Origin of the sequence: Bacteroides sp. AM44-19, assembly GCF_003603395.1 — a bacterium.
Taxonomy (GTDB): domain Bacteria; phylum Bacteroidota; class Bacteroidia; order Bacteroidales; family Bacteroidaceae; genus Bacteroides; species Bacteroides uniformis.
The window spans coordinates 784,762-811,118 of record NZ_QTNB01000001.1; the positions used below are offsets into that span (position 1 = coordinate 784,762).

At 46.6% G+C, this 26,357-nt stretch carries 22 protein-coding genes; 16 read left to right on the plus strand and 6 right to left on the minus strand.

Features of this window, described 5'->3' with window-relative positions; genetic code table 11:
* Positions 1 to 638: 638 nt before the first annotated feature.
* Positions 639 to 2,339, minus strand: a complete 1,701-nt coding sequence (locus tag DW947_RS03560; RefSeq protein WP_057281773.1) for a response regulator — start codon at positions 2,337 to 2,339, stop codon at positions 639 to 641.
* 407 nt (positions 2,340 to 2,746) lie between these two features.
* Between DW947_RS03560 and DW947_RS03565 the strand changes: the two genes are divergently transcribed.
* The 4 genes from DW947_RS03565 (at position 2,747) to DW947_RS03580 (ending at position 6,937) form a co-directional block, all read left to right on the plus strand.
* Positions 2,747 to 3,922: an MFS transporter gene (locus DW947_RS03565; RefSeq protein ID WP_016273308.1), complete on the plus strand. Its 1,176-nt coding sequence runs from the start codon at positions 2,747 to 2,749 to the stop codon at positions 3,920 to 3,922.
* A 168-nt stretch (positions 3,923 to 4,090) separates the two neighbouring features.
* Positions 4,091 to 5,527, plus strand: a complete 1,437-nt coding sequence (gene nhaC, locus DW947_RS03570) for a Na+/H+ antiporter NhaC (protein WP_016273307.1) — start codon at positions 4,091 to 4,093, stop codon at positions 5,525 to 5,527.
* Positions 5,528 to 5,593: 66 nt separating this feature from the next.
* Positions 5,594 to 6,184 (plus strand): DUF4251 domain-containing protein, encoded by a 591-nt coding sequence (locus DW947_RS03575; protein ID WP_005826513.1) that lies wholly within the window; start codon positions 5,594 to 5,596, stop codon positions 6,182 to 6,184.
* Between the two features lie 90 nt (positions 6,185 to 6,274).
* Positions 6,275 to 6,937 carry a response regulator transcription factor gene (locus DW947_RS03580; protein ID WP_005826511.1) on the plus strand — a complete coding sequence of 221 codons (663 nt, stop codon included), beginning with the start codon at positions 6,275 to 6,277 and terminating at the stop codon, positions 6,935 to 6,937.
* On the opposite strand, the gene mnmA is transcribed toward DW947_RS03580, so the two are convergent.
* Positions 6,928 to 7,992: a tRNA 2-thiouridine(34) synthase MnmA gene (gene mnmA / locus DW947_RS03585; RefSeq protein ID WP_005835905.1), complete on the minus strand. Its 1,065-nt coding sequence runs from the start codon at positions 7,990 to 7,992 to the stop codon at positions 6,928 to 6,930. The two genes, DW947_RS03580 and mnmA, sit on opposite strands and share 10 nt — an antisense overlap.
* Positions 7,993 to 8,014: 22 nt before the next feature.
* Positions 8,015 to 9,301: an O-acetylhomoserine aminocarboxypropyltransferase/cysteine synthase family protein gene (locus tag DW947_RS03590; protein ID WP_005835904.1), complete on the minus strand. Its 1,287-nt coding sequence runs from the start codon at positions 9,299 to 9,301 to the stop codon at positions 8,015 to 8,017.
* A 184-nt stretch (positions 9,302 to 9,485) separates the two neighbouring features.
* On the opposite strand from DW947_RS03590, the gene DW947_RS03595 reads away from it, so the two are divergent.
* Positions 9,486 to 10,907: a S41 family peptidase gene (locus DW947_RS03595; RefSeq protein ID WP_117963481.1), complete on the plus strand. Its 1,422-nt coding sequence runs from the start codon at positions 9,486 to 9,488 to the stop codon at positions 10,905 to 10,907.
* 13 nt (positions 10,908 to 10,920) lie between these two features.
* On the plus strand, positions 10,921 to 11,826 hold the full coding sequence (locus DW947_RS03600) for a DUF4595 domain-containing protein (RefSeq protein ID WP_005835902.1): 906 nt from the start codon (positions 10,921 to 10,923) through the stop codon (positions 11,824 to 11,826).
* 8 nt (positions 11,827 to 11,834) lie between these two features.
* Here the strand turns inward: DW947_RS03600 and DW947_RS03605 are convergent, their stop codons facing one another.
* Positions 11,835 to 12,647 (minus strand): alpha/beta hydrolase, encoded by an 813-nt coding sequence (locus DW947_RS03605; protein WP_057089159.1) that lies wholly within the window; start codon positions 12,645 to 12,647, stop codon positions 11,835 to 11,837.
* A gap of 94 nt (positions 12,648 to 12,741) precedes the next feature.
* On the opposite strand from DW947_RS03605, the gene DW947_RS03610 reads away from it, so the two are divergent.
* The 9 genes from DW947_RS03610 to aat all read left to right on the plus strand — a co-directional run bounded on the left by DW947_RS03610 (position 12,742) and on the right by aat (position 21,665).
* Positions 12,742 to 14,034 carry a hemolysin family protein gene (locus DW947_RS03610; RefSeq protein ID WP_005826501.1) on the plus strand — a complete coding sequence of 431 codons (1,293 nt, stop codon included), beginning with the start codon at positions 12,742 to 12,744 and terminating at the stop codon, positions 14,032 to 14,034.
* Between the two features lie 44 nt (positions 14,035 to 14,078).
* Positions 14,079 to 14,558: a copper resistance protein NlpE N-terminal domain-containing protein gene (locus DW947_RS03615; RefSeq protein ID WP_005826499.1), complete on the plus strand. Its 480-nt coding sequence runs from the start codon at positions 14,079 to 14,081 to the stop codon at positions 14,556 to 14,558.
* A gap of 160 nt (positions 14,559 to 14,718) precedes the next feature.
* Positions 14,719 to 15,153, plus strand: coding sequence for a DUF6078 family protein (locus DW947_RS03620; RefSeq protein ID WP_008663796.1), 435 nt, complete (start codon positions 14,719 to 14,721; stop codon positions 15,151 to 15,153).
* Positions 15,154 to 15,679: 526 nt separating this feature from the next.
* Entirely contained in the window at positions 15,680 to 16,753 is a 1,074-nt protein-coding gene (locus DW947_RS03630) for a YhcG family protein (RefSeq protein WP_057252723.1), read from the plus strand.
* A 67-nt stretch (positions 16,754 to 16,820) separates the two neighbouring features.
* A complete protein-coding gene (locus DW947_RS03635; protein WP_057252729.1) occupies positions 16,821 to 17,678 on the plus strand; it encodes an SDR family NAD(P)-dependent oxidoreductase in 858 nt (285 codons plus the stop codon).
* A gap of 42 nt (positions 17,679 to 17,720) precedes the next feature.
* Complete coding sequence (locus DW947_RS03640) at positions 17,721 to 18,410, plus strand: glycine zipper family protein (protein WP_117749306.1); 690 nt, start codon at positions 17,721 to 17,723, stop codon at positions 18,408 to 18,410.
* 32 nt (positions 18,411 to 18,442) lie between these two features.
* Positions 18,443 to 18,754, plus strand: a complete 312-nt coding sequence (locus DW947_RS03645; RefSeq protein ID WP_008663802.1) for an ATP-dependent Clp protease adaptor ClpS — start codon at positions 18,443 to 18,445, stop codon at positions 18,752 to 18,754.
* A 15-nt stretch (positions 18,755 to 18,769) separates the two neighbouring features.
* Positions 18,770 to 21,010 carry an AAA family ATPase gene (locus DW947_RS03650; RefSeq protein ID WP_118940688.1) on the plus strand — a complete coding sequence of 747 codons (2,241 nt, stop codon included), beginning with the start codon at positions 18,770 to 18,772 and terminating at the stop codon, positions 21,008 to 21,010.
* Positions 21,011 to 21,014: 4 nt separating this feature from the next.
* Complete coding sequence (aat, locus tag DW947_RS03655) at positions 21,015 to 21,665, plus strand: leucyl/phenylalanyl-tRNA--protein transferase (protein WP_005826481.1); 651 nt, start codon at positions 21,015 to 21,017, stop codon at positions 21,663 to 21,665.
* Positions 21,666 to 21,755: 90 nt separating this feature from the next.
* Here the strand turns inward: aat and DW947_RS03660 are convergent, their stop codons facing one another.
* Both DW947_RS03660 and DW947_RS03665 read right to left on the minus strand, forming a co-directional pair.
* Positions 21,756 to 22,613 (minus strand): MBL fold metallo-hydrolase, encoded by an 858-nt coding sequence (locus DW947_RS03660; RefSeq protein ID WP_005826480.1) that lies wholly within the window; start codon positions 22,611 to 22,613, stop codon positions 21,756 to 21,758.
* 58 nt (positions 22,614 to 22,671) lie between these two features.
* Positions 22,672 to 24,267: a sensor histidine kinase gene (locus DW947_RS03665; RefSeq protein ID WP_117963483.1), complete on the minus strand. Its 1,596-nt coding sequence runs from the start codon at positions 24,265 to 24,267 to the stop codon at positions 22,672 to 22,674.
* Between the two features lie 451 nt (positions 24,268 to 24,718).
* On the opposite strand from DW947_RS03665, the gene DW947_RS03675 reads away from it, so the two are divergent.
* Positions 24,719 to 26,347 (plus strand): RluA family pseudouridine synthase, encoded by a 1,629-nt coding sequence (locus DW947_RS03675; RefSeq protein WP_165859460.1) that lies wholly within the window; start codon positions 24,719 to 24,721, stop codon positions 26,345 to 26,347.
* Positions 26,348 to 26,357 lie beyond the last annotated feature (10 nt).

A 26,357-nucleotide genomic window follows, 5' to 3' on the forward strand; every position in this document is an offset into this window, starting at 1 on the left:
TATAACGGTTTTATTTTCAACCATTGTTTCATAGGATTTGATAAAACTATTTTGCCAACCAAAAGAAAAAACGACTTTACTTTATCCTCGTATTCATATATACGTCCATTAAAGTAAAGTTAAAAAGAGGGAGAAAGAAAAACATTCGGCAAGCAAACTATTTTTTCTTTTGGTCAGCACCGTTATAATACGCTACATCATCTTCAACCTTGGAGAAATTGTCAACAAAATAACCACGAACATCACCACCAACAAAATGCGATGCAACATATTCCATATATCCCCAAATACACCTCAAATCAGCCCTTCAAAAATGATTTCACACAAAGTTTTTCACTTGCTTTCATAATCCGAAAAAATGCACTAATTTTGTACTCGTTCAGCGAAGAAAAAGAAGTGCAAAACGGACTTTTCTACCATTTTATTTATAAAACATTGGTAGTCAACTGGTCTAATATGCTGCATCGGCAAGTAAAGCTAATCATATATACCCAGTTATCCCCAAAACAAAACGATGAGAGATTTTCCTTTATAGATAGCTTAGGATGTTCAGTTCTCCTATCTCCCATTTCAAAACAAAGGCTGTCCATTATCTAATATGTGACAGCCTTTCTATGAAAGTTTTCTTCAGATAAATATCATACTTTTTTCATAAACTCCTTCGGTGTTTTTCCAAAATACTCCTTATACCTGCCTCTGAAGTTTTTCATATTTCGCATACCCACCATTTCAGCAACCATAGTCACAGAAAATTTTCCGCTTTCCAAAAGTTCCCGTGCCTTCTCCATCCTGATTCTCGAAATCAAATATTTGGGTGCTTCTCCCGTCAACAACTTCCACTTATTATAAAAGGTTGTCCGGCTCATGCACATCCTGGAGGCAATATCATCTACTGTCAAATCCTCTTTATCCATATTCTCCATAATGTAAAGCTTCACTTCATTCAAAAATGCCAGATTGGCATCCTGCTGAGCCCGCTCCATAGGTTTCGTTAAAAAATCTTCTCCAAAAACTTTCTGAAGAAATGTCTTCCGAAGAAAACGGCTATTATTTATCAATATGGATATTTCCACTTTAAGGTCCTCCAGATTAAAGGGCTTACATACAAAGAGATCAGCCTGAGAAGAACAACGCTTTTCCCGCCGTTTCACATCAATGTGCGCCCCCATCAATATCACCGGAATAAAGGAGGTGTCCCTCGACGTCTTCAGTTTAGAAGAAAGTTCCTCACCGCTCATACCTTTCAACATGATATCACAAATCACCAAATCCGGATACTCTTCACATATTACCTCCAATGCTTCCTGACCGTCATCAAAGCTCCTCACTACAAAACATTCCGATAAACGTTTCTCAAGATAATCCTTGAATCCCTTGTCATTATCAGCAAGTATCACTAAAGGTCTATCCATATTTTTTTTCTTCGAGAAACCATGGAAAGCCATTTCCGATTCATTCACCTGAAAAGTGTCCGGAATATTTAAGGATGTATACACCCCCGAAACCGCACACGAACATCTTATGGGAAATCGAAGCAGAGCCTCCTTTTCCAAAGTCAGTATTTTCCCGTCACACATATTCATCAACTTGTCAAAAAACACACCGCCCATGCCATACTGCTTGCCATGCAGAGGTCGCAGAATAGGAAGCCGCGACGAGTACCATCTGCAACATTTCAGAAATCGCTTGTTGCCTGTATCCTTAATCCTGATTGCCCAGTAATCTCCCTTCAACGAAACCTGCATCGAGAGGTGCGTTTCCGGCAGAGAACACTCGATGGCACTCAATACAAACCGGTCGATAACCGGAGATATCTTTCCCGGATCAAACCAAGCGCTTGCATAGTCAAAATCCGGAACCAAATCCAGCTTCATCTGCAACCCATCCACATGAGACTGTAAAAAAGACACTTTCTTCCTCATAAATGCGCCGATTTCATGTTCTGCAACTACCAGGCTACCAGAATTGCCAAATAGTCGTTTCAACTCCATTAACGCTATCAAGTGCTGCTCCAGCCCGCCTATATGATGAAGTGCAACTGCCAGTTCCTTCTTTATGTCTTCCGGACAGTCTCCTTCGTAAACTGCCCCTAACGGTGTCTTAATCAAAGAAATGGGATTACGTATGTTTTGAAAGGTATCAATGAAATACTGATTTCCCTCTTTCAGTAAATCTCTTTCTTCACTGATACAGAGCAAATGGAACAAAAGCCAACATAATATACAGATTCCACTAGCCACTATTGGCAGAACAGACCAGGGAACCTTATAATATACGCCGATGGACAGCAGGAAAATGAATAATGACACTACTATTATTATTATCGATAAATGTTTCATACTATTATAAGTTTAAGTAATAATGATTCGTACTAATATATACCCGAGTTTTCAGTCAATAACAGGATAATCCCAAGTATGTCATCAGGAGGCGGTCTAATGGGGGAACGGCAGGTTCCTTGAATCATCGAATTCACCTTACCAACCCTCGTTTGCTAGCAGAGCCTGCATTCCGTCCACCTGCATTTCATACCCAGCAACTCTCTAAACCATTCATTTCCCATGCCCAACATATCTTTAAATATCAATACAACATTCTGCTTATCCAAGATAGCTCCAATCAATTATTCTCAAACAAAATAATAGTATAACAAACGGAAAGGCTAAAAAGATGATACCACTTCACACATATTCTTATCATACTCACATATCTTGCGCATGAAACAGAAAGACATTATCTTTGCAGCATGAAACAAGAACTGAAAGAAAACGGAGGATTACCGGCACATATACTCTGGACACTTGCTATCGTAGCTGGCGTGTCCGTAGCCAACTTGTATTACAACCAACCCCTGCTTAATATCATGCGGAATGAATTGGGAGTTTCTGAATTCAAAACGAACCTCATTGCCATGATTACACAAATCGGATATGCGCTGGGATTATTGTTCATCGTCCCATTAGGAGACCTCTATCGACGCAAGAATATCATCCTGACGAATTTCTTCCTACTCATATTTTCCCTTCTAGCCATTGCCATGGCACCGAACATCTACATCATCTGGGCAGCATCACTCATTACCGGCATCTGCTCCATGATACCCCAAATATTTGTACCGATTGCCTCGCAATTCTCACGCCCCGAAAACAAGGGACGGAATGTAGGTGTCGTCATCTCAGGATTACTGACTGGAATACTTGCATCACGTGTTGTCAGCGGATTTGTGGGTGAAGTGCTTGGCTGGCGTGAAATGTACTTCATCGCCGCTGGAATGATGTTACTATGCGCTATCGTTGTATTAAAGGTACTACCGGACATACAACCGACTTTCCAAGGCAAATATTCTGGGCTGATGAAGTCTCTTTTCTCATTAGTAAGAAAATACCCCTCTCTACGAATCTACTCGATACGTGCGGGACTGGCCTTTGGCTCATTCCTTGCCATGTGGTCCTGCCTTGCATTCAAAATGGGAGAAGCCCCGTTCCATGCATCCAGCGATGTCATCGGCATACTAGGGCTCTGCGGCATTGCCGGAGCCTTAACCGCATCTTTTGTAGGAAAATATGTAAAAAAAGTAGGCATACGCAATTTCAACTTTATCGGTTGCGGAATGATTCTGCTTGCATGGGCCTCGCTCTTTTTCTGCGGAAACAACTATGCAGGTATCATTACCGGTGTCATTCTTATAGACATAGGCATGCAATGTATCCAACTCAGCAACCAGACCAGTATTTTCGACATCTACCCGTCTGCCTCCAATCGGGTAAATACGATTTTCATGACCACTTACTTCATCGGCGGCTCTTTGGGTACCTTCCTTGCAGGAAGCAGTTGGCAGACTTGGGGATGGAGTGGCGTGGTCGGCACCGGCGTTATTTTAACAATAATATCGTTGTCCATCACCCTTTACAGCAAGAAATAACAAGGATACTATCATTTTTCCAAGCAAACGCAAAGATTTGATAATTTTTATTTGTCATGCAAAGGATAAGGAAGATATTGAACAGAATTGTTATACCTTTGTCGCATCAAACTATAAACGACAGATTGATAATAGATTCGTCAACCAAGCATAGTCAAAAACAACCCTATGAATTCAGCAAAGAAAATACCCTCTCCACTCGTTTCTCTATTTCCCATCGCTTTTCTCGTAGGAATGCTGTTCGCCACCATCCATACTTTCGGAAGTGACGCCTTGAGTGGAGGAAGCCAGATTTCCCTGCTTGCCACCACTGGTATGTGTGTCTTTATCGGCATGGCTTTCTACCGCATCCCTTGGAAAGATTATGAACTTGCCATCACCAACAACATTTCAGGTGTTGCCACAGCTATCATTATTCTATTGATTATCGGTGCTTTGAGCGGCACATGGATGATAAGTGGGGTGGTACCTACCCTTATATATTATGGTATGCAGATTATCCATCCGAATTTTTTCCTTGCTTCTACCTGCATTATTTGTGCATTGGTATCAGTAATGACGGGAAGTTCATGGACCACTATCGCCACCATCGGTATCGCCCTTTTGGGCATAGGTAAGGCACAAGGTTTTGAAGAGGGATGGATAGCCGGTGCCATCATTTCGGGAGCCTATTTCGGAGACAAAATTTCACCGTTATCGGATACCACAGTCCTTGCCTCATCCGTAACGGAAACACCGTTATTCAGCCATATCCGCTATATGATGATCACCACCGTCCCCTCTCTCCTCATCACCCTTGTCATCTTTACAGTAATGGGACTCACACACGAAACGAACAATACACAACAGATCGCGGAATTTACGGCAGCATTGGACGCCAAATTCAACATTACTCCCTGGTTACTGGCTGTTCCCGTGATTACGGGAATACTGATTGCCCGGAGAGTGCCTTCCGTCATCACACTCTTTCTCTCCACTCTGCTGGCAGGGATATTCGCCTTCATCTTCCAACCGGGACTACTGAATGAGATAGCGGAAGGTGGGAATATGTTCAAAGGGATAATGATGACATTCTATGGCAGTACCAGTCTACAAACTGACAGTGACATGTTGACAGAACTGATTGCCACACGAGGTATGGCAGGAATGATGAATACCATCTGGCTCATCATCTGCGCCATGTGTTTCGGTGGAGCCATGACGGCAAGCGGCATGCTAGGAAGCATCACTTCCCTATTCGTCCGCTTCATGAAGAATACAGCCAGCATGGTAGCATCCACCGTATGTTCCGGATTGTTCCTGAACCTTGCCACGGCAGACCAGTACATCAGCATTATCCTCACCGGAAACATGTTCAGCAACGTTTACGCAAAGAAAGGCTACGAAAGCCGGCTACTTAGCCGTACCACGGAAGATGCCGTTACCGTCACCTCCCCGCTTATCCCATGGAACACCTGCGGCATGACGCAAGCCACCATTTTGAGTGTACCCACACTGACCTACCTTCCCTATTGCTTCTTCAACCTTATCAGTCCGGTAATGAGTATCTTTATTGCTGCTATCGGATATAAAATAATTAAAAAACCGGTGAACAATCCTGGATAGGCATTGTTCTTGCAATAAACTTATAACGAACAATTTATTTAAACCTAAACAAAAAAAGATTCGATTATGAAAAAGTTTATTGCATTAGCAGCAGTAGTATTGGTAAGCATGGCAACAACGACCATGTATGCACAAGAGAGTAGAGCTGAAAAGCGCGCAGACCGTAAAGCCCAAAGAGACGCAGAACGTGCACGCCTGAAAGCTGAAGAACAAGCACAGGATGCCATTTCGTACGATGACGCAATGGCAGCCTTGAAAGCTCACCAGTTCGTAATGGAGGCAGACCAAGTGATGTTCCGCAACGGACAGACCGCATTTGTAAACTCCAACACCAACTTCGTATTGGTCAACCAAGGACGTGGCACCGTGCAGGTAGCCTTCAACACCGTATACCCAGGTCCTAACGGCATTGGCGGTGTAACAGTAGACGGAACCGTATCGGACATCCAAATGACTACCGACAAACGGGGCAACGTGAATTGTAACTTCAGCATCCAGGGTATCGGCATTTCCGCCCAGATATTCCTTACGCTGACCGATGGCGGGAACAACGCAACCGTAACCATCAGCCCGAACTTCAACTCCAACACCATGACTTTGAGCGGGAACCTGGTTCCGCTGGAACAATCCAACATATTCAAGGGACGTTCCTGGTAAAACCCTTATATAAATATATATATTCCCACTCCGCCACAAATCACACTAAAAAGTGTACATTTGTAGCGGAGTTTTTTATATACCAATGTCATGAGAGAATTTATCATTGCAGACAATCAAGATATCACCAAAGCAGGCATGATGTTCCTATTGGGCAGACAGAAAGACACCTCCCTGCTGCTGGAAGCCGACAACAAGGCAGAACTGATACAGCAACTACGCCTGCATCCCACCGCCGTTGTCATTCTGGACTATACCCTTTTTGATTTTTCGGGAGCCGAAGAGCTAATGGTACTTCACGAACGCTTCAAGGAAGCCGATTGGCTACTCTTTTCCGACGAATTGAGCCTACCGTTCCTGCGCCAGGTATTGTTCAGCAGCATGGCATTCGGCGTAGCGCTGAAGGATAATTCCAAAGAAGAGATACTGACCGCACTACAATGCGCCTCACGCAAGGAGCGATTCATCTGTAATCACGTCAGTAACCTGCTGCTCGCAGGCAACGGTTCCTCCTCCCCCACTCATCCTACCATCAAAGATGATTTACTGACTACTGCCGAACGGAGCATCCTAAAAGAGATAGCCCTGGGGAAAACAACCAAAGAAATAGCTGCCGAACGAAACCTCAGCTTCCATACGGTAAACAGCCACCGGAAGAATATCTTCCGGAAACTGGGTGTAAACAATGCGCACGAAGCCACCAAATATGCCATGAAGGCAGGCATCGTAGACTTGGTGGAATATTATATATAAATCTCCCCGCTCCCGACACACAGCCGGGCATCAGCATCATACACCACTCCGAACTGGCCCGGAGCAATGCCTTGCAGCTTTTCTTCCGAAACAATGCGGTAACCCTCCGCCTCCTTTTGCAACCTGCCTTTGACAAACTCCGGCGTATGGCGTATCTTGAAAGTCACCTCCACCTCTTCCTGCGCTCCCTTCCAGGGATTATCCGTAATGAAATGAAAATCGTACATACGGAATTCATAGCCGTATTGCAATGCCGTATCACATCCGCGGGACACGTAAATCACATTCTCCTCCACATCCTTGCGGACAACAAACCACGGTCCTCCACCCAACCCCAATCCTTTACGCTGGCCGATGGTATGAAACCAATAGCCCCGATGCTTGCCCAACTTTCTACCCGTTTCCAACTCCACAATATCCCCTTCCCTTTCGCCAAGGAAACGGCGCACAAAATCATTATAATCAATCTTTCCCAGAAAGCAGATGCCCTGACTGTCACGACGTCTGGCGCTGGGCAATCCGGCACGCAGGGCTATGTCACGAACCTCATTCTTCATCAGTCTGCCCAATGGAAACATCAGTTTGGAAACTTGCAGATAATCTATCTGTGCCAGAAAGTCGGTCTGGTCTTTCACGGAATCGGCAGCGGTACCGAGCCATGTCTTTCCATCCCTCAACACCGTAGTGGCGTAGTGCCCGGTTGCCGTGATATCGAAATCCTTCCCCACACGTTGCTCAAAGCACCCGAACTTTATCAGCTTGTTGCACATCACATCCGGATTGGGAGTCAAGCCACGTCTTATTTTATCAATGGCATAAGCCGCCACCTGGTCCCAATACTCCCGGTGCAGGTCCACTACTTCCAACGATAATCCATAACGCCGGGCAATGGCAGAAGCCATCTCCATATCCTCTTCCGCAGAGCAGTCCATATAATCGGCATCGTCCCTCCCTATTTTGATATAAAATAGAGAAGGACGGTAACCTTGTTCGCAAAGGAGATGTACCACCACGGAGCTGTCTACACCTCCCGACAATAATACAGCAATATTCATTCTATCGTATACTGTTATTCTTTTAAATTCTGTCAAATGCCTGGGACAAGTCGTCCAGCAAATCATCGATATGTTCTGTCCCGATGGAGAGGCGGACCGTGCCCGGTTTGATGCCTTGTTCTTCCAATTCCCGTGCACTCAATTGGGAATGGGTAGTGGTGGCAGGATGGATAACCAGGGATTTCACATCAGCCACATTGGCAAGCAACGAGAATATCTGTAAACTGTCAATAAACGTCTGCGCTTCCTTCACACCGCCCCGCACCTCAAACGTAAAGATAGAACCGCCTCCATTCGGAAAGTATTTCCCGTAAAGCGCGTGGTCAGGATGTTCGGGCAGGGACGGGTGGTTCACGGCAACCACTTTGGGATGCTTCTTCAAGAATTCAACCACTTTCAAGGCATTCTCCACATGACGTTCCACGCGAAGCGACAACGTCTCCAATCCTTGCAACAGAATGAAAGCATTGAAAGGACTGATTGTGGCACCGGTATCACGCAACAATACGGCACGGATACGGATGGCATAGGCAGCAGGACCGGCAGCGTCGACGAAACGTACTCCATGATAACTCGGGTCCGGTTCCGTCAGTTGGGGAAACTTCCCCGAGGCCACCCAGTCGAACTTGCCGCTATCTACAATAACACCACCCAAGGACGTACCATGCCCTCCGATGAACTTCGTTGCCGAATGGACTACAATATCTGCCCCATGCTCTATGGGACGAATCAAGTAAGGAGTACCGAAGGTGTTATCTATAATCAGAGGAATCCGGTGACGGTGTGCTATTTCAGCAACGGCATCAATGTCAATGATGTTGCAATTCGGATTTCCCAGCGTTTCAATGAATACTGCCTTGGTATTCTCCTGAATCGCTTTCTCGAAATTGTCCAGATTGCCCGGGTCCACAAAAGTAGTGGTAACCCCGTAGGCAGGCAATGTGTGGGCCAGCAGATTATACGTTCCACCGTAGATGGTCTTAGCTGCCACGATATGGTCGCCTGCACGGGTGATATTCTCAAAGGCATAAGTGATGGCTGCCGCACCCGAGGCTACGGCCAATCCGGCAACACCGCCTTCCAGAGCCGCCACACGTTTCTCGAACACATCCTGGGTGGAATTCGTCAACCGCCCGTAAATATTCCCCGGGTCCTGCAAGCCAAAGCGGGCTGCCGCATGGGCCGAATTACGGAATACATACGAAGTTGTCTGATAGATAGGTACGGCGCGGGCATCAGTTGCCGGGTCGGGTTGTTCTTGTCCAACGTGAAGTTGTAGAGTCTCAAAGTGCAATTTCTTTGTTTCCATTGTCGTTTGTATTTTAGGTGAATAAACCGTTTCTCATTCGGATGTTGCAAAGATAGAGCGATAAGCCGGGGCAGACAATGACACAGATTAGGGAATTTTATACCACAATTGTGGTAGATAAGCAAGCAATTTTCTATCTTTAGATAAGATAGACTGCATTTCGGCAAAACTTTTTCATGCAAGCATGAAAGTTCTGCACTCAATTTGCACTATCTTTGCCCCCATGAAAGCAAGAAATATACTGATACTCATATTGGGAACCCTGATTCTTCCCATTTATCTGACTTCCTGCGGGGTGGACCGCTGGAAAGAGTATGCCGGACAGACCCAGACAGACCGCTGGATTGACGATACCATGCGTGTGTGGTACTATTGGGTAGACGCTATCCCCCATACCAACGACCTGAACTATTTTCAAGCCCCTTTCACTTTCTTTGCCTCGCTCAAATCCGAAGAAGACAAATTCTCCACCATCGACAGTCTGGTCAGCGTCACCACTACCCGCAGCATCCCCTATACGGATTACAGCTACGGATTCCAGTTCACTACCAACCAGATAGAAGTAGAAGGAGAAGAGAATGCCATTGTTGCACAGATTCTTTACGTTGCCGACGGAAGCCCGGCCTCGGAAATCGGGCTGAAACGGGGTGACTGGATTATGAAGATGGACGGGAACTTTATTACTGAACAGAATTATAAGAAACTGTATGGAAGTAGTGCCATGGAACTTACAGTAGGTTATTACGACGTGGAGAAAAATGCCATCGTTGCTTACGACAAACCCAGACAGATAGCATCGGCGCGTCCCGTCAACGACAACCCGGTGCACTATAAGAATGTATATACATCAGGCAGCAAGAAAATAGGTTATCTGGTCTACAACCACTTCAGTTCCGGCCCCACGGACAACAGTAATGAATATGACAACGACCTGCGCAGCGCATTCCAATATTTCGCATCACAGCAAGTCAACGAATTCATCCTTGACTTGCGCTACAACAACGGTGGATTACTGAGTTGCGCAGAATTGCTGTGTACCATGCTCGCACCTTCCTCCGCCTTGGGGCAAGAATTGGGATACCTGGACTTCAACAACCGCTTCAATCCGCAGATAGTACCGTTCACCCTGAACTCCGGACTCATCGGAAACGGAGCAAACCTAAACCTGAATACTCTCTACGTACTTACCAGCAGCCAGACTGCCTCTGCCTCCGAAATGGTGATTAACTGCCTCGACCCGTATATGGATGTTGTCATCATCGGCGGTACTACCGTAGGCAAGAATGTAGGTTCCAGGAATTTCTCCAGCCCCGAACTGATGATAACGATGAATCCCATCGTCTGCAAGATATACAATTCGGAAGGGAAATCTGATTATGAATCCGGATTCCAACCAGCCTACTCGGGATATGTAGTGAATGAGATGAGCGACATGTCACGTTTCCTGCCCTTTGGAGATACCAACGAAGCCTTATTGAGCACTGCACTCGGCGCCATCGACGGAAGCATACAACCGCCCGCACAAGAAGATACCCGTTCTTTAAGAGTGACCACTCTCGCAAACTCCATTGAACGTCGGGCAAGCCATGCCGTACGCATCAAATAAAAAGACCAATAGGATGAAACTAAACAGAAGAGTTACAATCATCACCCGATTTTCGGGAATCATGTTCAGCCTGCTGTTGCTCGGCGGACTGGCAGCTTGCAGCGATGATAACAATGGCAATGATACGCCAGAACCGGAGCCGTCAACCTACCCCACCACTCCTTTCTCCAAAATCGAACTCAAAGAAGTGATAGAGAGCGATGCGCAACCGGTTACTGCCACCCACACCTACCTTTACAACAGTGCAGGCAGGCTGACCAGCTACACCGGCAAACAGAGCTTTACAGCAGGAGACGAACTCTTCGAGATAGAGAATACCACTACTGTCGAATACAAGGACCATCAAGCCGTGATAACCGACGAAGCAGGTACAGTATCAACCTACACGCTGAATGACAAAGGTTATGCCACCACTTGTACCAGTCAGGATATGGCAGGAAATACCCGTACTTACACCTTCTCCTACCTCATCAACACCGAAGACAAATACTATCTGGAAAACATCACAGAAAAGCTGGACGACGGAAAAGAATACTCATTCATTACAATAGACTACAGCAACTTCCGGGCATTGCGCATACAGCAAAAGGTTGACACTTTTGAGCACAACAGTACGGCTACCACACCATCAGGCAATGAAATTGCAAATATCTCCGAAATACCAAGCCTATTCATTACGGACATGTATCCGCTTTCCATGCATGCGGTTGCCATATACGGGAAGATATTGGGAGAACCTGCAAACTATCTGATTACCCAACTCATCCCGGACAGCAACGGAGAAAGTGAAGAGACCACCACCTATACTTATACGTTAGATAACCGGGGTATCGTCACTTCCTGCCATGCAGTCGTCAGGCATATAAGGAACGGCTACGAGCAGGACTACACACGCACCGTGAACTATACCATCGAATAATAAACTACTTACTTCTTAAAGAACTTGTCGAAGAAAAGGACGTGATAGTCTATGGAGTTGTTCCAATACGTTCCGGTATGTCCACCGGGACGGGTGATGAAGTCATGGTCTATCTTCCTTGCCAGCAGCCGGTTGTGCAAGTCCTTGTTCACTTCAAGAAAGAAATCGGCCTCACCGCAGTCGATGATTAGCGCCAAGTCTCCATTTACAATCTTATCCAACTGGTTGACCACCGTATGCGCATCCCAAGATGCCTTGTTGGCAGCAAACTCTCCCAACTGCTTGTTCATTTCCCAATTCTGGGGGAACGGCCGTATATCCACTCCTCCACTCATACTGCCCGCCGCACCGAACACATCCTTATGACGGATAGCACTCCACAAAGCACCGTGGCCGCCCATACTCAATCCACTGATGGCACGCGCCTTGCTATCGGGAATGGTAGCATAGTTCCCGTCTGTATACTTCACCAATTCCGAGGTGACAAAAGTCTCATAACGGTAGGCAGGATTCTCCGGACTGTCCCAATACCAACTGTTCTTGCCGTCCGGACATACAAATATGATTCCTTTCTCATCCGCCATCTGCGGCAATTCCGGCTTCAGTTGCACCCAGCTCCGCGCATTGCCGCCATAACCGTGCAACAGATAAACCACCGGACAAGCCTGCTTGCCGATAGCCTTATCAGGCAATACATACACAACTTTTACATCCTTATTCATGGCTGCACTTCTTACCAACACCGTGTCTACACGTGCCGCCTGCAACATTACGGCAGACAGACACCATAAAAGCCCCAAGGCAATAATTCTTTTTTTCATCTATTTATTGTTTATTTTTTCTAACGGATGGCAATATTAACAATAAATACTGAAAAATCATTATCTTTGCCTCACAAACTATTCAAAATCCACTATGGAGTTTATTATCATTCTACTTTTACTTATTCTGAACGGCATTTTTGCCATGTATGAAATCGCTTTAGTCTCCTCAAGTAAAGCACGCCTTGAAACTCTTGTCGGAAAAGGGAACAAAAGAGCCAAAGGAGTATTGAAACAACTGGAAGAACCCGAAAAATTCCTCTCCACCATCCAAATCGGTATTACTCTTATCGGTATCGTATCCGGTGCCTATGGTGGTGCCACCATCGCTGATGACGTAGAACCGCTGTTCGCCCTCATTCCGGGAGTAGCCGCCTATGCCAAGACTCTCGCCATGATTACCGTAGTAGCCATCATCACCTATCTGTCGCTCATCATAGGCGAACTGGTGCCCAAGTCCATCGCCTTGAACAACCCGGAACGATGGGCCACCATGCTCAGCCCCTTCATGATTGTGCTGACCAAGATTTCCTATCCGTTTGTATGCCTGCTGAGCGCTTCCACCAAACTGATGAACAAACTCATCGGACTGAACAGCGGCGAAGAACGCCAAATGACACAAGACGAACTGAAGATGATTCTGCACCAAAGCTCGGAACAAGGCGTCATCGACAAAGACGAAACGGAAATGTTGCGTGACGTGTTCCGCTTCTCGGACAAAAGAGCGAATGACCTGATGACCTATCGCCGCGACATCGTCGTGCTCCATCCCACAGACACACCGGAAGAGGTGCTGCGTATCATCCACGAAGAACACTTCAGCAAATATCTCCTGGTGGAGCGGGGAAAGGACGAGATTATCGGTGTGGTTTCCGTAAAGGACATCATCTTGATGATGGGCGGCGAACAACCCTTCAACTTACGTAGTATTGCACGCCCTGCTTTGTTTATTCCGGAAAGTTTGTATGCAAAGAAAGTTTTAGAGCTGTTTAAGAAGAACAAAAACAAGTTCGGAGTTGTTGTAGACGAGTATGGAAATACAGAAGGTATCATCACCCTGCACGATTTGACGGAAAGCATCTTCGGAGACATCCTCGAAGAGAATGAAACGGAAGAAGAGGAAATCGTTGTTCGTCAAGACGGTTCCATGCTGGTGGAAGCTTCCATGAATCTGGATGACTTTATGGAGGCGATGGGCATTATGAACTATGATGACCTGAAAGAAGAAGACTTCACCACCTTGAGCGGTCTTGCCATGTTCTTGATAGGACGGGTGCCGAAAGCCGGAGACTTGTTCAGCTACAAAAACCTGGACTTCGAAGTGGTGGATATGGACCGCGGACGGGTGGACAAGCTGCTCGTCATCAAGAAAGAAGAAGATGAATAACAAACGCTATTGCGTCTTTATAATTAACTTAAACCATTAAAGCAATGAAAAAAGTAATGATGATTGCAGCCCTTGCCGCTGCATTGGTATCCTGCCAATCAAAAGGAACTCAGAACAATGACGCCGTCGCCATGGACGAAAGTGTAATGGCTGTTACCGGCAATGACTCGTCTGCCGTAGCCGTATACGAAGGAATCCTTCCCGCCGCCGACGGTCCGGGCATCCAGTATGTATTGAGCGTAGACAGTGTAGGTCCCGACGGAGAAAGCGGCTACACGCTGGTAACAACTTATCTGGATGCCGAAGGCCCCGGAAAGAACAAGAGCTTTACTTCCAAAGGAAAGAAAGAAGTTATCCAGAAAGACGTCGACAACAAGAAGAAAACAGCCATCAAGCTGACCCCGAACGACGGGGACACTCCGGTGTACTTCGTAGTAGTGAACGACACAACCCTGCGCCTTGTCAACGACAGCCTGCAGGAAGCTGTGAGTGACTTGAATTATGACATCATCCAGGTGAAATAGTCCATCCATACTTATAAGAAAGAACGGTACAGCCGGAATTACTGAATTCAGTGGTTCCGGCTGCTGTTTTTTCAATGAGGGGGCATTTCAAACAAGAGAACAGAAGGCTATATCAAAAAGTTAGTGCTATCTTTGTCGCTTCATCAAAGTATATATAAACATGAAACATTCTTCCGAGAAACCTTTAGCACCTGCCAACTACTCACGCTGTTTCAACAACCAATGCCCGAAAGCCGACAACTGCCTGCATCGCTTAGCCGCCCTTCGCGATACCCCCGAGTACCCGTCCATCCGCATCATCAATCCACTGTGTATTCCAGAGGATAGCAGCCAATGCGCCTATTTCCAATCGACACAAAAGATACATGTCGCATGGGGAATCAGCCACTTGCTCGATGAAGTTCCCTACAAGAATCTCCAACCTCTGAAAAGCCAGTTGATAGCCCATTTCGGCCGCGGAAAATACTACCGCTTCTACCGGGAAGAATCTTACCTTTCCCCCGAAGACCAGAACTATATCCGCAGAACTTTCCACCAATACAACATTCCGGGAGAACCGGCTTTCGACTCTTACAGCGAGGAATACAAATGGTAGAAAGGTAATCTTCAGCCCCCTTTTCATGTCATTTTATCACTGAAAATATAGATAACACTTTAGTTCACAACGGTGAACACTTTGTTACAACAGTAAGAAACAAAGTGTTCACATACTATGAAACAAACTGTTCGCACTCAATAAAACAAACTGTTTTCTTTAACGGAACAAACTGTTTCCTACTAATGAAACAAACTGTTCTCCATATTGAAACAAACCGTTCTCCTTAGGGAAACAGACGGATTCCCTTTTGAAGCCCTACAAGGGGAATAATTATCGCCTGCGAAAATATAGGAGGAAATACAGCGACATAGTGCGATACCTATTCTCTGCAAAACGGGTGAACGTGTTCGGAAGGATATTGCAGCAACACGGGATGAGGTAAAGGAAAGAGAGGGGGAGATGGTATATTGTGTGGTAAAAGTGGAGAGGTAGAAAAGACGGAAAGGATTACAGTTGAAATAAATTCTTTTTCTTAACTTTGTGAAATAGAAACATCGAATATGACGATGAAGAAAATAAAAATATGAAAACAGCACTATCTATAAATCAACCGTTCAAGGATTGGGTAAACCACCTAAAACAAGACATTCGTAGTGCACAGATTAAAGCGGCTGTACGCGTGAACAGCGAACTGCTTCACCTTTACTGGCAACTGGGGGCAGAAATTATAGAACGGCAGAAAGAAATGACTTGGGGAAGCGGATTTCTCGAAGAGTTGAGTCGTGAGCTGATGGCAGAATTTCCTGATATGAAAGGGTTCTCATATAGAAACATACGCAGTATAAAGCAGTGGTATCTATTTTATAATGAGCCATATACAATTTGGCAACAAGTTGTTTCCAAATTAGGTGAAGAGAAATTTTTCTCCATCCCTTGGGGGCATCATCTCTATATCATCTCCCAATGCAAGGAAGTGGATAAGGCTCTATTCTATCTGAATGAAACTGTAGAAAACGGCTGGAGTCGTGCCGTTTTGCTCAACTTTCTTGATACCAATCTCTATGAGCGGCAAGGCAAAGCGGTAAACAATTTCAGTCGTCTGCTACCAAAACCGCAAAGTGACCTAGCTCTACAGACACTCAAAGACCCCTATAACTTCGATTTCCTGACCATTACCAAAGATTTTCAAGAATTAGAGTTAGAAAAGGTTTTGACACAAAATATCACTCGTTTTCTGCTTGAATTGGGTAAAGGATTTGCATTCGTAGGGCGTCAAATGCCTTTGGAAGTAGGCGATGAAACAATCTATCCCGACTTGCTTTTTTACCACTTGGAACTGCGTTGTTATTGCGTAATCGAGCTAAAAGTGCAGAAGTTCAAACCTGAATTTATAGGTCAACTCGGTACTTATATCAGTGCCGTAAACCATCTAAAATGTAAACCTGGCGATACCCCCACCATCGGCTTGCTTATCTGCAAGACAAAAAACCAAGTAATGGCGCAATATGCACTGGAATCAACAAATCAGCCTATCGGCATATCAGAGTATGAGCTGTCTAAGCTGATTCCCGAAGATATTAAAAGTCAACTGCCTTCGATTGAGGAAATAGAGGAACAAGTAAAGAGAATTCAAGGAAAAAAGGAGGAAGAGAGATGAAGGCTTGTATCAATATAGTGAACTTATTCGGAGAAAAGGCAGTTAAACAATAAAACCGGAAACATATATGGCCGATAATTATCTTGAAAATCAGTACGAGCAATACCGGGCACGCAAAGCAGCTTGGGAGAAAGCGAAAAAATCCGGTAAGGCACAAACGCTACATAAGCCGACACTTCCCCTCAAAAAAGGTGGAAAGAAAGTGTTCGTTACCGGAGGTGCAGGGGGTATTGGCAAAGCCATTGTAGAAGCTTTCTGCAAGCTTAATTACCAAGTAGCCTTTTGTGACAAGAATGAACTGAAAGGGCAGCAAACCGCCCAAGCCACCGGAGCACAATTCTATCCCGTCGACCTAAACAGCAAAGAAGCATTGGAACTGTGCCTGCAAAATATTTTCAAGGAATGGGGGGATATTGACATCATTATAAACAATGCCGGCATCAGTGAATTCTCTCCCATCACAGAAACGAGTGTGGAGACTTTCGATAAAATATTGTCTGTGAATTTACGTCCGGTGTTCATTACTTCACATGCGTTGGCAGTACACCGCAAAAGTCAAAACAACACGAATACCTACGGAAGAATCATTAATCTCTGTTCTACGCGCTATCTGATGAGTGAACCGGGCAGTGAAGGATATGCAGCTTCCAAAGGAGGCATCTATTCGTTGACGCATGCGTTGGCTTTATCGCTTGCAGAGTGGCACATCACGGTCAACTCCATCTCTCCGGGCTGGATTCAGACACACGATTATGAACAATTACGGGCAGAAGACCATTCGCAACATCCCTCCGGACGGGTTGGTAAACCGGAAGATATTGCCCGTATGTGCGTATTCCTATGTCAAGACGAAAACGACTTCATCAATGGCGAAAACATCACCATTGACGGAGGCATGACCAAAAAGATGATTTACTGGGAATAGCCCTTTTATAAAACAATCTGCCCAACATAATAATTATAGGATATGAACATGAAAAAGTCTTTTATAGGAATCCTGGCAGCAACCATCATCCTCAGCGGATGCGGCACAAGCCAGATGGCTGCAGGCGACCCTAACGCAGTGCTCGCAGGAGCTGCCATCGGAAGTAATGTAGGCGGTGCCATCGGCGGGCTGATAGGTGACAGTAACGGAGGCTGGCGGGGAGGATACCGGGGTTCTGCCATCGGCACCATCATAGGAACCATTGCGGGAGCTGCCATTGCCAATGCAGCCACAGCCCCCAAAAAGCAGGAGGAGTACAGCTACCGGATAGAAAGGACACAGCCCTATCCCCCGCAATCCGGAAGACAGCCGCAAGCATCGGCCATCGACCACTTGAGGATACGGAATATACGTTTCATTGACGACAGCCGCAACCACGTCATCAATTCGGGCGAAAACTGTAAAGTGATTTTTGAAATCATGAACGAAGGAAACAAAACAGCCTACAACGTAGTGCCGGTGGTGGCGGAAACCACGGGCATGAAGCGTATTTACATATCGCCGTCGGTCATGATAGAGCAAATAACTCCGCGCAACGGTGTGAAATACACCGCCAACATCAGTGCCGGAGAACGGATAAAGACGGGTAACGTCACCATACGCATAGCCATAGCCGACGAGTACGGAGACGAATATGACTGGCAGGAGTTTTCGTTGCCCACACAACGGTAGAACAATGTCTTAACAGTAGTTTTTAAAAAGAAATGGAACAACAGCAATCTTCTTTCAAAGAAAAAGAACGCATAGAATTACGGGAACCCCGACGCTTTAAAGTCACCATCTACAATGATGACTTCACCACCATGGAGTTTGTGGTAAAAGTACTCACCACCGTCTTTTACAAATCATCGGTAGAAGCGGAAACACTGATGCTGCAGGTGCACAAGAGCAACTCCGCGGTAGTGGGCATCTACTCATACGACATCGCCCACTCCAAAGTACAGAAAGCCACCCGCATGGCACGCAATGAAGGTTTCCCCCTCCGGCTCACCGTCACCCCGGAGGAAGAAGAATAAGAAGAAAGAAACAATATGGATATAAAAAATACGATATTCGTAAACCAAGCATTCGCTTCCGCACAAAGAAAGGCCGAGTCTTACCGGCACGAGTTCATCATGCCCGAACATCTGCTGAGCGCCATTATAGAGCAGGAACCCTTTATCCACACCCTGCAAGATACCTTCTACAATTATGTGGAGCTCAGCATCTCGCTGGAAAACTATCTGACGGAAGAAGTGGACACTGTCCCCGACAATGTGGAATACGAGTTGGGACTTTCCGTCCAGCTCAGCTCACTCCTGCAACATGCCTATACGGTGACAGAGTATTCCAGCGCCGAAGAGCTGGATGTTCCTCATCTGATACAAGGCTTGCTGCAACTGGAAGATTCCTGGGCATGCCATTTCCTAAAGGAAGCAGTCGGCGGCGACCTGCCCGAATTCCTCAGTCTGCTCATTACCCACTACGAAGAAGCGGAGCTGGCAGAAGAAGCAGGCGGTATGCCATCTCCCGATGAACAAGAGAAAACAGAACCGTGGCGTAACTACGTGACCTGCCTCAACGACCATCTGGCAGACCACAACCCGCTTATCGGCAGGGAGATGGAGTTGGAGCGAACCATACAAGTGCTCTGCCGCAAAGAAAAGAACAACCCGTTGCATGTGGGCGAACCCGGTGTAGGCAAAACAGCCCTTGCCTATGGGCTTGCCGCCCGTATCGAAGCGGGCAACGTCCCCGAACGGCTTGCCGGCTTCCGCATCTATGAGCTGGACTTGGGCAGTCTACTGGCAGGCACACAATATCGCGGCGATTTCGAGAAGCGGCTGAAAAGTATCATGGAAGGCATCGGTCGTGAGGGAAATGCCATCGTCTACATCGACGAGATACACAACCTGATAGGCGCCGGACGCACGGGCGAAGGCTCTATGGATGCCTCCAACATGCTGAAACCCTATCTGGAAACCGGGGCAATACGTTTCATCGGCTCTACCACCTACGACGAGTACAACCGCTACTTCGCACGCAGCAAGGGACTGGTACGCCGCTTCCAGCAGATAGACATACTGGAACCGAACATTGAAGAAGCCATACATATCGTAGAAGGCCTGAAAGAGAAATACGAAACCTACCACGGCGTCACCTACGAGCCCGACGTCATCCCCTACGCCGTAAAGGCAAGCGCCCGCTACATCAGCGACCGTTTCCTGCCCGACAAAGCCATCGACCTGGTGGACGAAGCAGGAGCTTACCGGGAAATACACCCCGCAGACTCCGGAGAACAGACCGTGGACAAGGCACTGATAACCGACATACTGGCACGTACCTGCAAAGTCAATGCCCTCGCCATGAAAGAGGAGGACACCGTCGCCTTGGAAAGCCTGCACGAACGCATCAGCTCCCGCATCTACGGGCAGGAAGAAGCCGTCCGTCAGGTGGTGGAAGCTGTGCAAATGTCCAAAGCCGGACTGCTGGACGAAAACAAACCGCTGGCAAGCCTGCTCTTTGTAGGCCCCACCGGAGTAGGAAAGACCGAAGTTGCCAAAGTGCTCGCCGCCGAGCTGGGTATTGCCCTGCAACGTTTTGACATGAGCGAATATACCGAAAAGCATACCGTAGCCAAACTGATTGGCTCGCCTGCCGGCTACGTGGGTTACGAGGACGGCGGCCTGCTGACCGACGCCATACGCAAGACTCCAAACTGCGTACTATTGCTCGATGAAATAGAAAAAGCGCATCCCGACGTATTCAACATCCTGCTGCAAGTAATGGACTATGCCGTACTGACCGACAACAAAGGACGGAAAGCCGACTGCCGACACGTGGTCCTCATCATGACCTCCAATGCCGGAGCACAATATGCCCGCCAAGCGTCCATCGGCTTCAACAGTCAGGTCACCGCCGGAGAAGCCATGCTGAAACAAGTCAAGAAAACCTTTAAGCCCGAATTCATCAACCGCCTCTCTGCCACGGTGGTCTTCCATGACATGGACCGCCCGATGGCATCACTTATCCTCGACAAGAAACTCGGAGAACTAGGCAGCAAGCTGTCTTCCCGCCAGGTGGAAATGGTATTGAGCCAGGAAGCACACGAATGGCTGCTCCAACGGGGTTTTATTCCCGAATACGGCGCCCGGGAGATGGACCGCGTGATAGCCGCCCACTTGAAACCCTTGCTGATGCGCGAAATTCTGTTCGGTACATTGAAGGCAGGAGGAAAAGTCCGCGTGCAAGTGGAAAACGGAGCATTGAAACTACAACCCGCAACCGAATAACGATATGGTCTTTCAACTGACGGATAAACTTGCTTTCCCCGACCCTCACTACGGCGACCCCGACGGGTTGCTCGCTGTGGGCGGTGACCTATCCATTGACCGCCTCATCCTGGCGTACTCCAACGGCATCTTCCCCTGGTACGCATTTCGGGAAGAACTGATACAATGGTGGTGCCCGATGGACCGTTTCGTCATCTTTCCGGACGAAATCCATATCTCCCACTCCATGCGTACGCTCATCAACAAAGGAAAGTACGAAATCACCTTCAACGAAGCTTTCCAAGACATCATACAAACCTGCGGAGAATTGCGGATAGAACAAGAAGGCGCCTGGCTCGGAACGAAGATGATGGAAGCCTATACGCACCTGCACGAACAAGGATTCGCCGCCAGCGTGGAAGTATGGGAAGAAGAGCAATTGGTAGGTGGGCTGTACGGAGTGACCCTGGGACGTTGTTTCTTTGGAGAGAGCATGTTCTCACTCGTTCCCAGCGCCTCGAAGCTGGCCCTCATCCATCTGGCCCAATTCTTCAGGGAACATGGAGGCGTCATGATAGATTGCCAGTTCGAAACCCCTCACCTCAAAACAATGGGAGGCAGGCACATCAGTTACGACGAATATATGACATACATCGAACAAGACTGCCGCTTCTAAAAGTAAAAAGGAATAACGAGGGGCTCAGAACTATCCGCGCCTAAATATAGCATAATGAAAGTACTCATATACTTTTGACACTCTCCTATTCTATTTGAAGGCCGGAGCAGGAAGATGCATACCTGCCATCGTCAATTGGTTGTCCTTGGCATATTGGAGGAAATACTTGCGTGCTTTCACGGCAGCTTCCTTATCCATATCATAGGAAGCGCAGTATTCCGGATGCTCCAACTGAAGGGCCGCACCATGGATGAGGTCACCAATCACCAGTAACTTGCCACTCTGGAAAACCGTATGACCGGGAGTATGACCGACTGCCTCCATGGCAACCACATTGCCCGGCAAGGTATCGCCAAACTCAAACAGATGCAGCCGTTCCTTATAGGCATCCATCGTCTTTACGACCTGCGCCTTCCTTTCGGCAGGCATTGCCATCCAGGCATCATATTCCACTTTTGATGCGTACACTTCGGCATTCGGGAAGACTACACTGTCTCCCTTCATCATTCCACCGATATGGTCGCCATGGAAATGGGTAAGATACAGATATCCAATATCTGCCGGAGAGATACCCAAAGATTGTAATCCGGGCAACAGACGACTGCCGGGAGCTCCCATTCCCGTATCAAAAAGGATACGGATACCATTCGTATCTACCAGGAAGGTGCTCATGGAAGAAGGAATACCGCCTTGAAGCGACAAACTTTCCATCAATTCATCGCTTGCATCCGGGAAAATCGTTCTCGGCATCAAATGCTCACCAGCATTATCCTGAATCCAAGTGGCCTGCACTCCCTCCAGTTGCAAGGTCTTTACACCACTGCATGTTACACCGACACTATCCATACTTACATCTTCATTTGTTTGTTTCTTTGTCCTGCTGCCGCAACCCGCCATCAGCAATGCTGCTGACACAACAACCAGGCACGTCCATGTCTTGTTTTTCATCGGTACAGAGTTTTTTATCCATAAATATTGAAGTTCGCACAAATATAGGCAAATAAAATCATTCGGCACACGGATGCCTGAACCAAAAACGGCTGCCGACTCCCAATTCCGACTCAGCACCGATAGTCCCGCCAAGATGCTCAATGATACTTTTACAGATGGACAAGCCTAAACCCGTGCCCTTCGCAAAGGTATTGAGCTTTACAAAGCGGTCGAACACAGTAGCCACGGTATCCGGAGCAATACCCATACCGGTGTCCGTCACAGAAAACTCTATCTGACCGGTACCTTCCACCGGATGATATTCCAAAAGGATCTGCCCTTCACTGGTGAACTTCAAAGCATTGTTTATAAAATTGGTGACCACCTGCATCAGACGTTTCTTGTCGGTATAGATACGGTAATCGGGCAAGTCGGGAGCCAACAGAACCGGTACAGCCTTGTCTTCCTTTATATCATAGTTGCGCATCACGTCCTTACAGAAGTCACTGACATCCACATACCCCATATTATAATCGAGTGTTCCCGCTTCTATCTTTGCTAAATCCAGAATGTCGGATATCAGTTGCAAGAGCAGTTCCGTATTCTCCTGCATGATGGCAAGGTATTCCTGGCGTTCTTCCCTAGCGTCCAGTTCGGCAATGATGCTTGCAAAACCGACAATGGAATTGAGCGGAGTACGGATTTCATGACTCATATTGGCCAGGAAAGCAGACTTCAAGCGGTCCAGATGTTCTGCCTTATCCTTGGCGACCCGCAATTCCTCCTCTATCTTTTTCTGATGGTCGATATCCACACTGGTAATGACATGCGCCATCTGCCCGTCCACCCAAGCAAAGGCTGCACTGAACACGCGAAACCAACACTTGTCAAATGGCCGTTGATAATCCCACGAATAGACTTTGGTGGGGTGTCCGTTTTCATCTATCAAATGCCTCTTTGGGCAGAACTCACACTCCCCCGTCTTGTCCGAGTAGAGGGCCTCCCAGCATTTTTTCCCCCAGAAATGCTCGATACCGCCATATGGTTCCACCATAGACCTATTGGCATACAACATATCGTGGGAATCGAAAGAGTTGACGTAAATATCAACGCCCATATTATTCATGATACTGCCTAATGTATTGCTGGCCCTCACTTCCCTTTCCTTATATTCCCTGACCGCAATTTCCTTAGAGAACGAGCCCAGCAAGAGATGAATGATTTGCAACTCCTCTTCCGTGAGATAGGTCTCTTCCTCCCTGCCTGCAAAACCTATGAATCCGATGATTTTACCCTCAGTATCTTCAAAATGCCTGATTAACAAAGAATCCTCACCGTAGAAATCAAGAATGTCAATATCGTCCCATGAAGCATCCGCATTTCTGTTTCCATAGAAAGGTTTATCCCGAGCTTTCATGGCATCGACATGCTCCTTTTTCAACTCTCCCATATCGAAACGGGGTTTCATAGTCCCACCTTCATTTCCAATCGTTTCTTTCAATAAGAAATAACGGAATCCGTCAGTCTGATAGATAAACCCTTTCGTAAAGTCATAGTAGTTGCAGAAATCGGTCAACGATTCAATAACTTTCCTTTCATTGGGTTCATTGCTATTCAACCGTTCTAGAAAATGAAGCAAGAATATGTTTAATTTCTCTTTGTTTTTGCCCATATAATCTTTTGAAAAACTTTAAGGCGCTAATATACAACTTTTTAAAGAGAAATAAGTTTCTTTTATATATCCAGGAAGTTTAAAAAACAACCATTCCCCAATAAAACAAAAAAGGCAATAACTTAATTTATTTTACAAGTATCACTAAGGCAAAAGCTCTTCATCCGTATTCATACGACGGCATAACATCTAAAGTACACAAAAAGAAGTCTATGGAAGAAGAAAATATCCGAGACAGATTAATAGTCATTTTTTAAGGATAACAGAGTTGCCAATTTATCAAAAACAAAGTTAATTCACACATATATACATATTTGTATAAACGGAGAATAAGTAAAACTTTCCCAAAGATGTTTTTTTCTTCATAAGCGATACAACCTATATACAACGAAATAAAGATTTGCAGTACAAACGGTCTGTTATGAGAGAAATATAGTATCTTTGCAACATGATGTTGCATCGTTTTACTACTTCCATAACCGACATTCCGCTTCCGGAAAGGTTCACCTATCCTTTCTGCTATACTCCGCACCCATTATGTATATTGGCAGCCAAAGAAGTACAAAGCTATCTTACCCGACAAACTGCATGGAAGGACGAACTGCGCCAAGGCAAAATGTTCGGGGTACTGATTGTACAAACCGAGCATGGAGAAACCGGATATTTAGCTGCATTCTCAGGCATATTGGCCGGAAAGAACCTACATCCCTTTTTTGTTCCTCCCGTATATGACTTGCTACAGCCACAAGGCTTTTTCAAGATAGAAGAAGAGAACATCTCTTCCATCAACCGCAACATCCGGCAACTGGAAAATGACAAAGCATATGCCGCCTTATCAGCAGAGCTTGCCCGGACCATTCAGTCAGCAGAAAACATACTGGCAACAGCCAAAGCACAGTTGAAAGAAGCCAAAACAGCCAGAGAACAGCGCAGAAAAGAAAAAGAACTCAATGCGCAGGAAGAAGCCGAACTGATACGGGAAAGCCAGTTCCAAAAGGCAGAATATAAACGCCTGGAACGTTCATGGAAAGCAAGGATTACCACACTGCAAACGCAGACAGAAGACTGGGAAAGACGGATTTCAGCATTGAAGTCTGAACGTAAAACCCGCTCTGCAGCATTGCAGCAAAAGCTATTCGAACAGTTCGGGATGCTGAATTACCGGGGAGAAGTCAAGAATCTCTGTGAGATATTCGGGCAGACCGTGCACAAGACACCTCCTGCCGGTGCGGGTGAATGTGCGGCCCCCAAACTGCTGCAACAAGCTTATCTGCACGGATGGAAACCTATTGCCATGGCCGAATTCTGGTGGGGTGATTCCCCCAAGACAGAGATACGCCATCACGGCCACTATTATCCGGCTTGCAAAGGAAAGTGCGAACCTATACTGCAACACATGCTGCAAGGTCTACAAGTAGAGGAAAACCCCATGTTGAAAAGAATGCAGGTACCCTCCAAGAATCTGGAGATTGTTTATGAGGACCCATGGCTTTCGGTCATCAACAAACCGGCAGGAATGCTGTCTGTTCCCGGCAAGGAAGATGCAGTCTCCGTTTATAGCCTGATGCGTGAGCAATATCCCGAAGCTGACGGTCCCCTGACGGTGCATCGTCTCGACATGGCCACTTCCGGTTTAATGCTCATTGCCAAGACCAAGCGTGTACACCAGAACCTGCAGGCCCAGTTCAAGAACCGCCTGGTCAGGAAACGTTATGTCGCATTGCTCGAGGGTATTGTCCCAAAGGACAAAGGTACGGTCGACCTCCCACTTTGCCTGAATCCACTTGACCGCCCACGGCAAATGGTACACACCGAACACGGAAAGCCCGCCATCACCGATTATCAAGTTCTGGAACGTCTGGACGGGAAACGGACCCGTATCGCTTTCTATCCGCGCACGGGAAGAACCCATCAGCTACGTATACATGCAGCACACCCGCTTGGCTTGCACTGCCCCATCATCGGTGATGAACTTTACGGGGAGAAAGCAGACCGGCTTTATCTGCATGCCGAATACTTAGAATTTACCCACCCTATAACGGGAGAAACCGTAAGGATTACCAAAGAAGCTGAATTCTGACTGCCTACTG

Excerpts from the sequence above, each read along its gene's own strand:
- DW947_RS03560 (WP_057281773.1), bottom strand. The coding sequence starts at position 2,339 with ATGAAACATTTATCGATAATAATAATAGTAGTGTCATTATTCATTTTC.
- DW947_RS03565 (WP_016273308.1), top strand. The coding sequence starts at position 2,747 with ATGAAACAAGAACTGAAAGAAAACGGAGGATTACCGGCACATATACTC.
- nhaC (WP_016273307.1), top strand. The coding sequence starts at position 4,091 with ATGAATTCAGCAAAGAAAATACCCTCTCCACTCGTTTCTCTATTTCCC.
- DW947_RS03575 (WP_005826513.1), top strand. The coding sequence starts at position 5,594 with ATGAAAAAGTTTATTGCATTAGCAGCAGTAGTATTGGTAAGCATGGCA.
- DW947_RS03580 (WP_005826511.1), top strand. The coding sequence starts at position 6,275 with ATGAGAGAATTTATCATTGCAGACAATCAAGATATCACCAAAGCAGGC.
- mnmA (WP_005835905.1), bottom strand. The coding sequence starts at position 7,992 with ATGAATATTGCTGTATTATTGTCGGGAGGTGTAGACAGCTCCGTGGTG.
- DW947_RS03590 (WP_005835904.1), bottom strand. The coding sequence starts at position 9,301 with ATGGAAACAAAGAAATTGCACTTTGAGACTCTACAACTTCACGTTGGA.
- DW947_RS03595 (WP_117963481.1), top strand. The coding sequence starts at position 9,486 with ATGAAAGTTCTGCACTCAATTTGCACTATCTTTGCCCCCATGAAAGCA.
- DW947_RS03600 (WP_005835902.1), top strand. The coding sequence starts at position 10,921 with ATGAAACTAAACAGAAGAGTTACAATCATCACCCGATTTTCGGGAATC.
- DW947_RS03605 (WP_057089159.1), bottom strand. The coding sequence starts at position 12,647 with ATGAAAAAAAGAATTATTGCCTTGGGGCTTTTATGGTGTCTGTCTGCC.
- DW947_RS03610 (WP_005826501.1), top strand. The coding sequence starts at position 12,742 with ATGGAGTTTATTATCATTCTACTTTTACTTATTCTGAACGGCATTTTT.
- DW947_RS03615 (WP_005826499.1), top strand. The coding sequence starts at position 14,079 with ATGAAAAAAGTAATGATGATTGCAGCCCTTGCCGCTGCATTGGTATCC.
- DW947_RS03620 (WP_008663796.1), top strand. The coding sequence starts at position 14,719 with ATGAAACATTCTTCCGAGAAACCTTTAGCACCTGCCAACTACTCACGC.
- DW947_RS03630 (WP_057252723.1), top strand. The coding sequence starts at position 15,680 with ATGAAAACAGCACTATCTATAAATCAACCGTTCAAGGATTGGGTAAAC.
- DW947_RS03635 (WP_057252729.1), top strand. The coding sequence starts at position 16,821 with ATGGCCGATAATTATCTTGAAAATCAGTACGAGCAATACCGGGCACGC.
- DW947_RS03640 (WP_117749306.1), top strand. The coding sequence starts at position 17,721 with ATGAACATGAAAAAGTCTTTTATAGGAATCCTGGCAGCAACCATCATC.
- DW947_RS03645 (WP_008663802.1), top strand. The coding sequence starts at position 18,443 with ATGGAACAACAGCAATCTTCTTTCAAAGAAAAAGAACGCATAGAATTA.
- DW947_RS03650 (WP_118940688.1), top strand. The coding sequence starts at position 18,770 with ATGGATATAAAAAATACGATATTCGTAAACCAAGCATTCGCTTCCGCA.
- aat (WP_005826481.1), top strand. The coding sequence starts at position 21,015 with ATGGTCTTTCAACTGACGGATAAACTTGCTTTCCCCGACCCTCACTAC.
- DW947_RS03660 (WP_005826480.1), bottom strand. The coding sequence starts at position 22,613 with ATGAAAAACAAGACATGGACGTGCCTGGTTGTTGTGTCAGCAGCATTG.
- DW947_RS03665 (WP_117963483.1), bottom strand. The coding sequence starts at position 24,267 with ATGGGCAAAAACAAAGAGAAATTAAACATATTCTTGCTTCATTTTCTA.
- DW947_RS03675 (WP_165859460.1), top strand. The coding sequence starts at position 24,719 with ATGTTGCATCGTTTTACTACTTCCATAACCGACATTCCGCTTCCGGAA.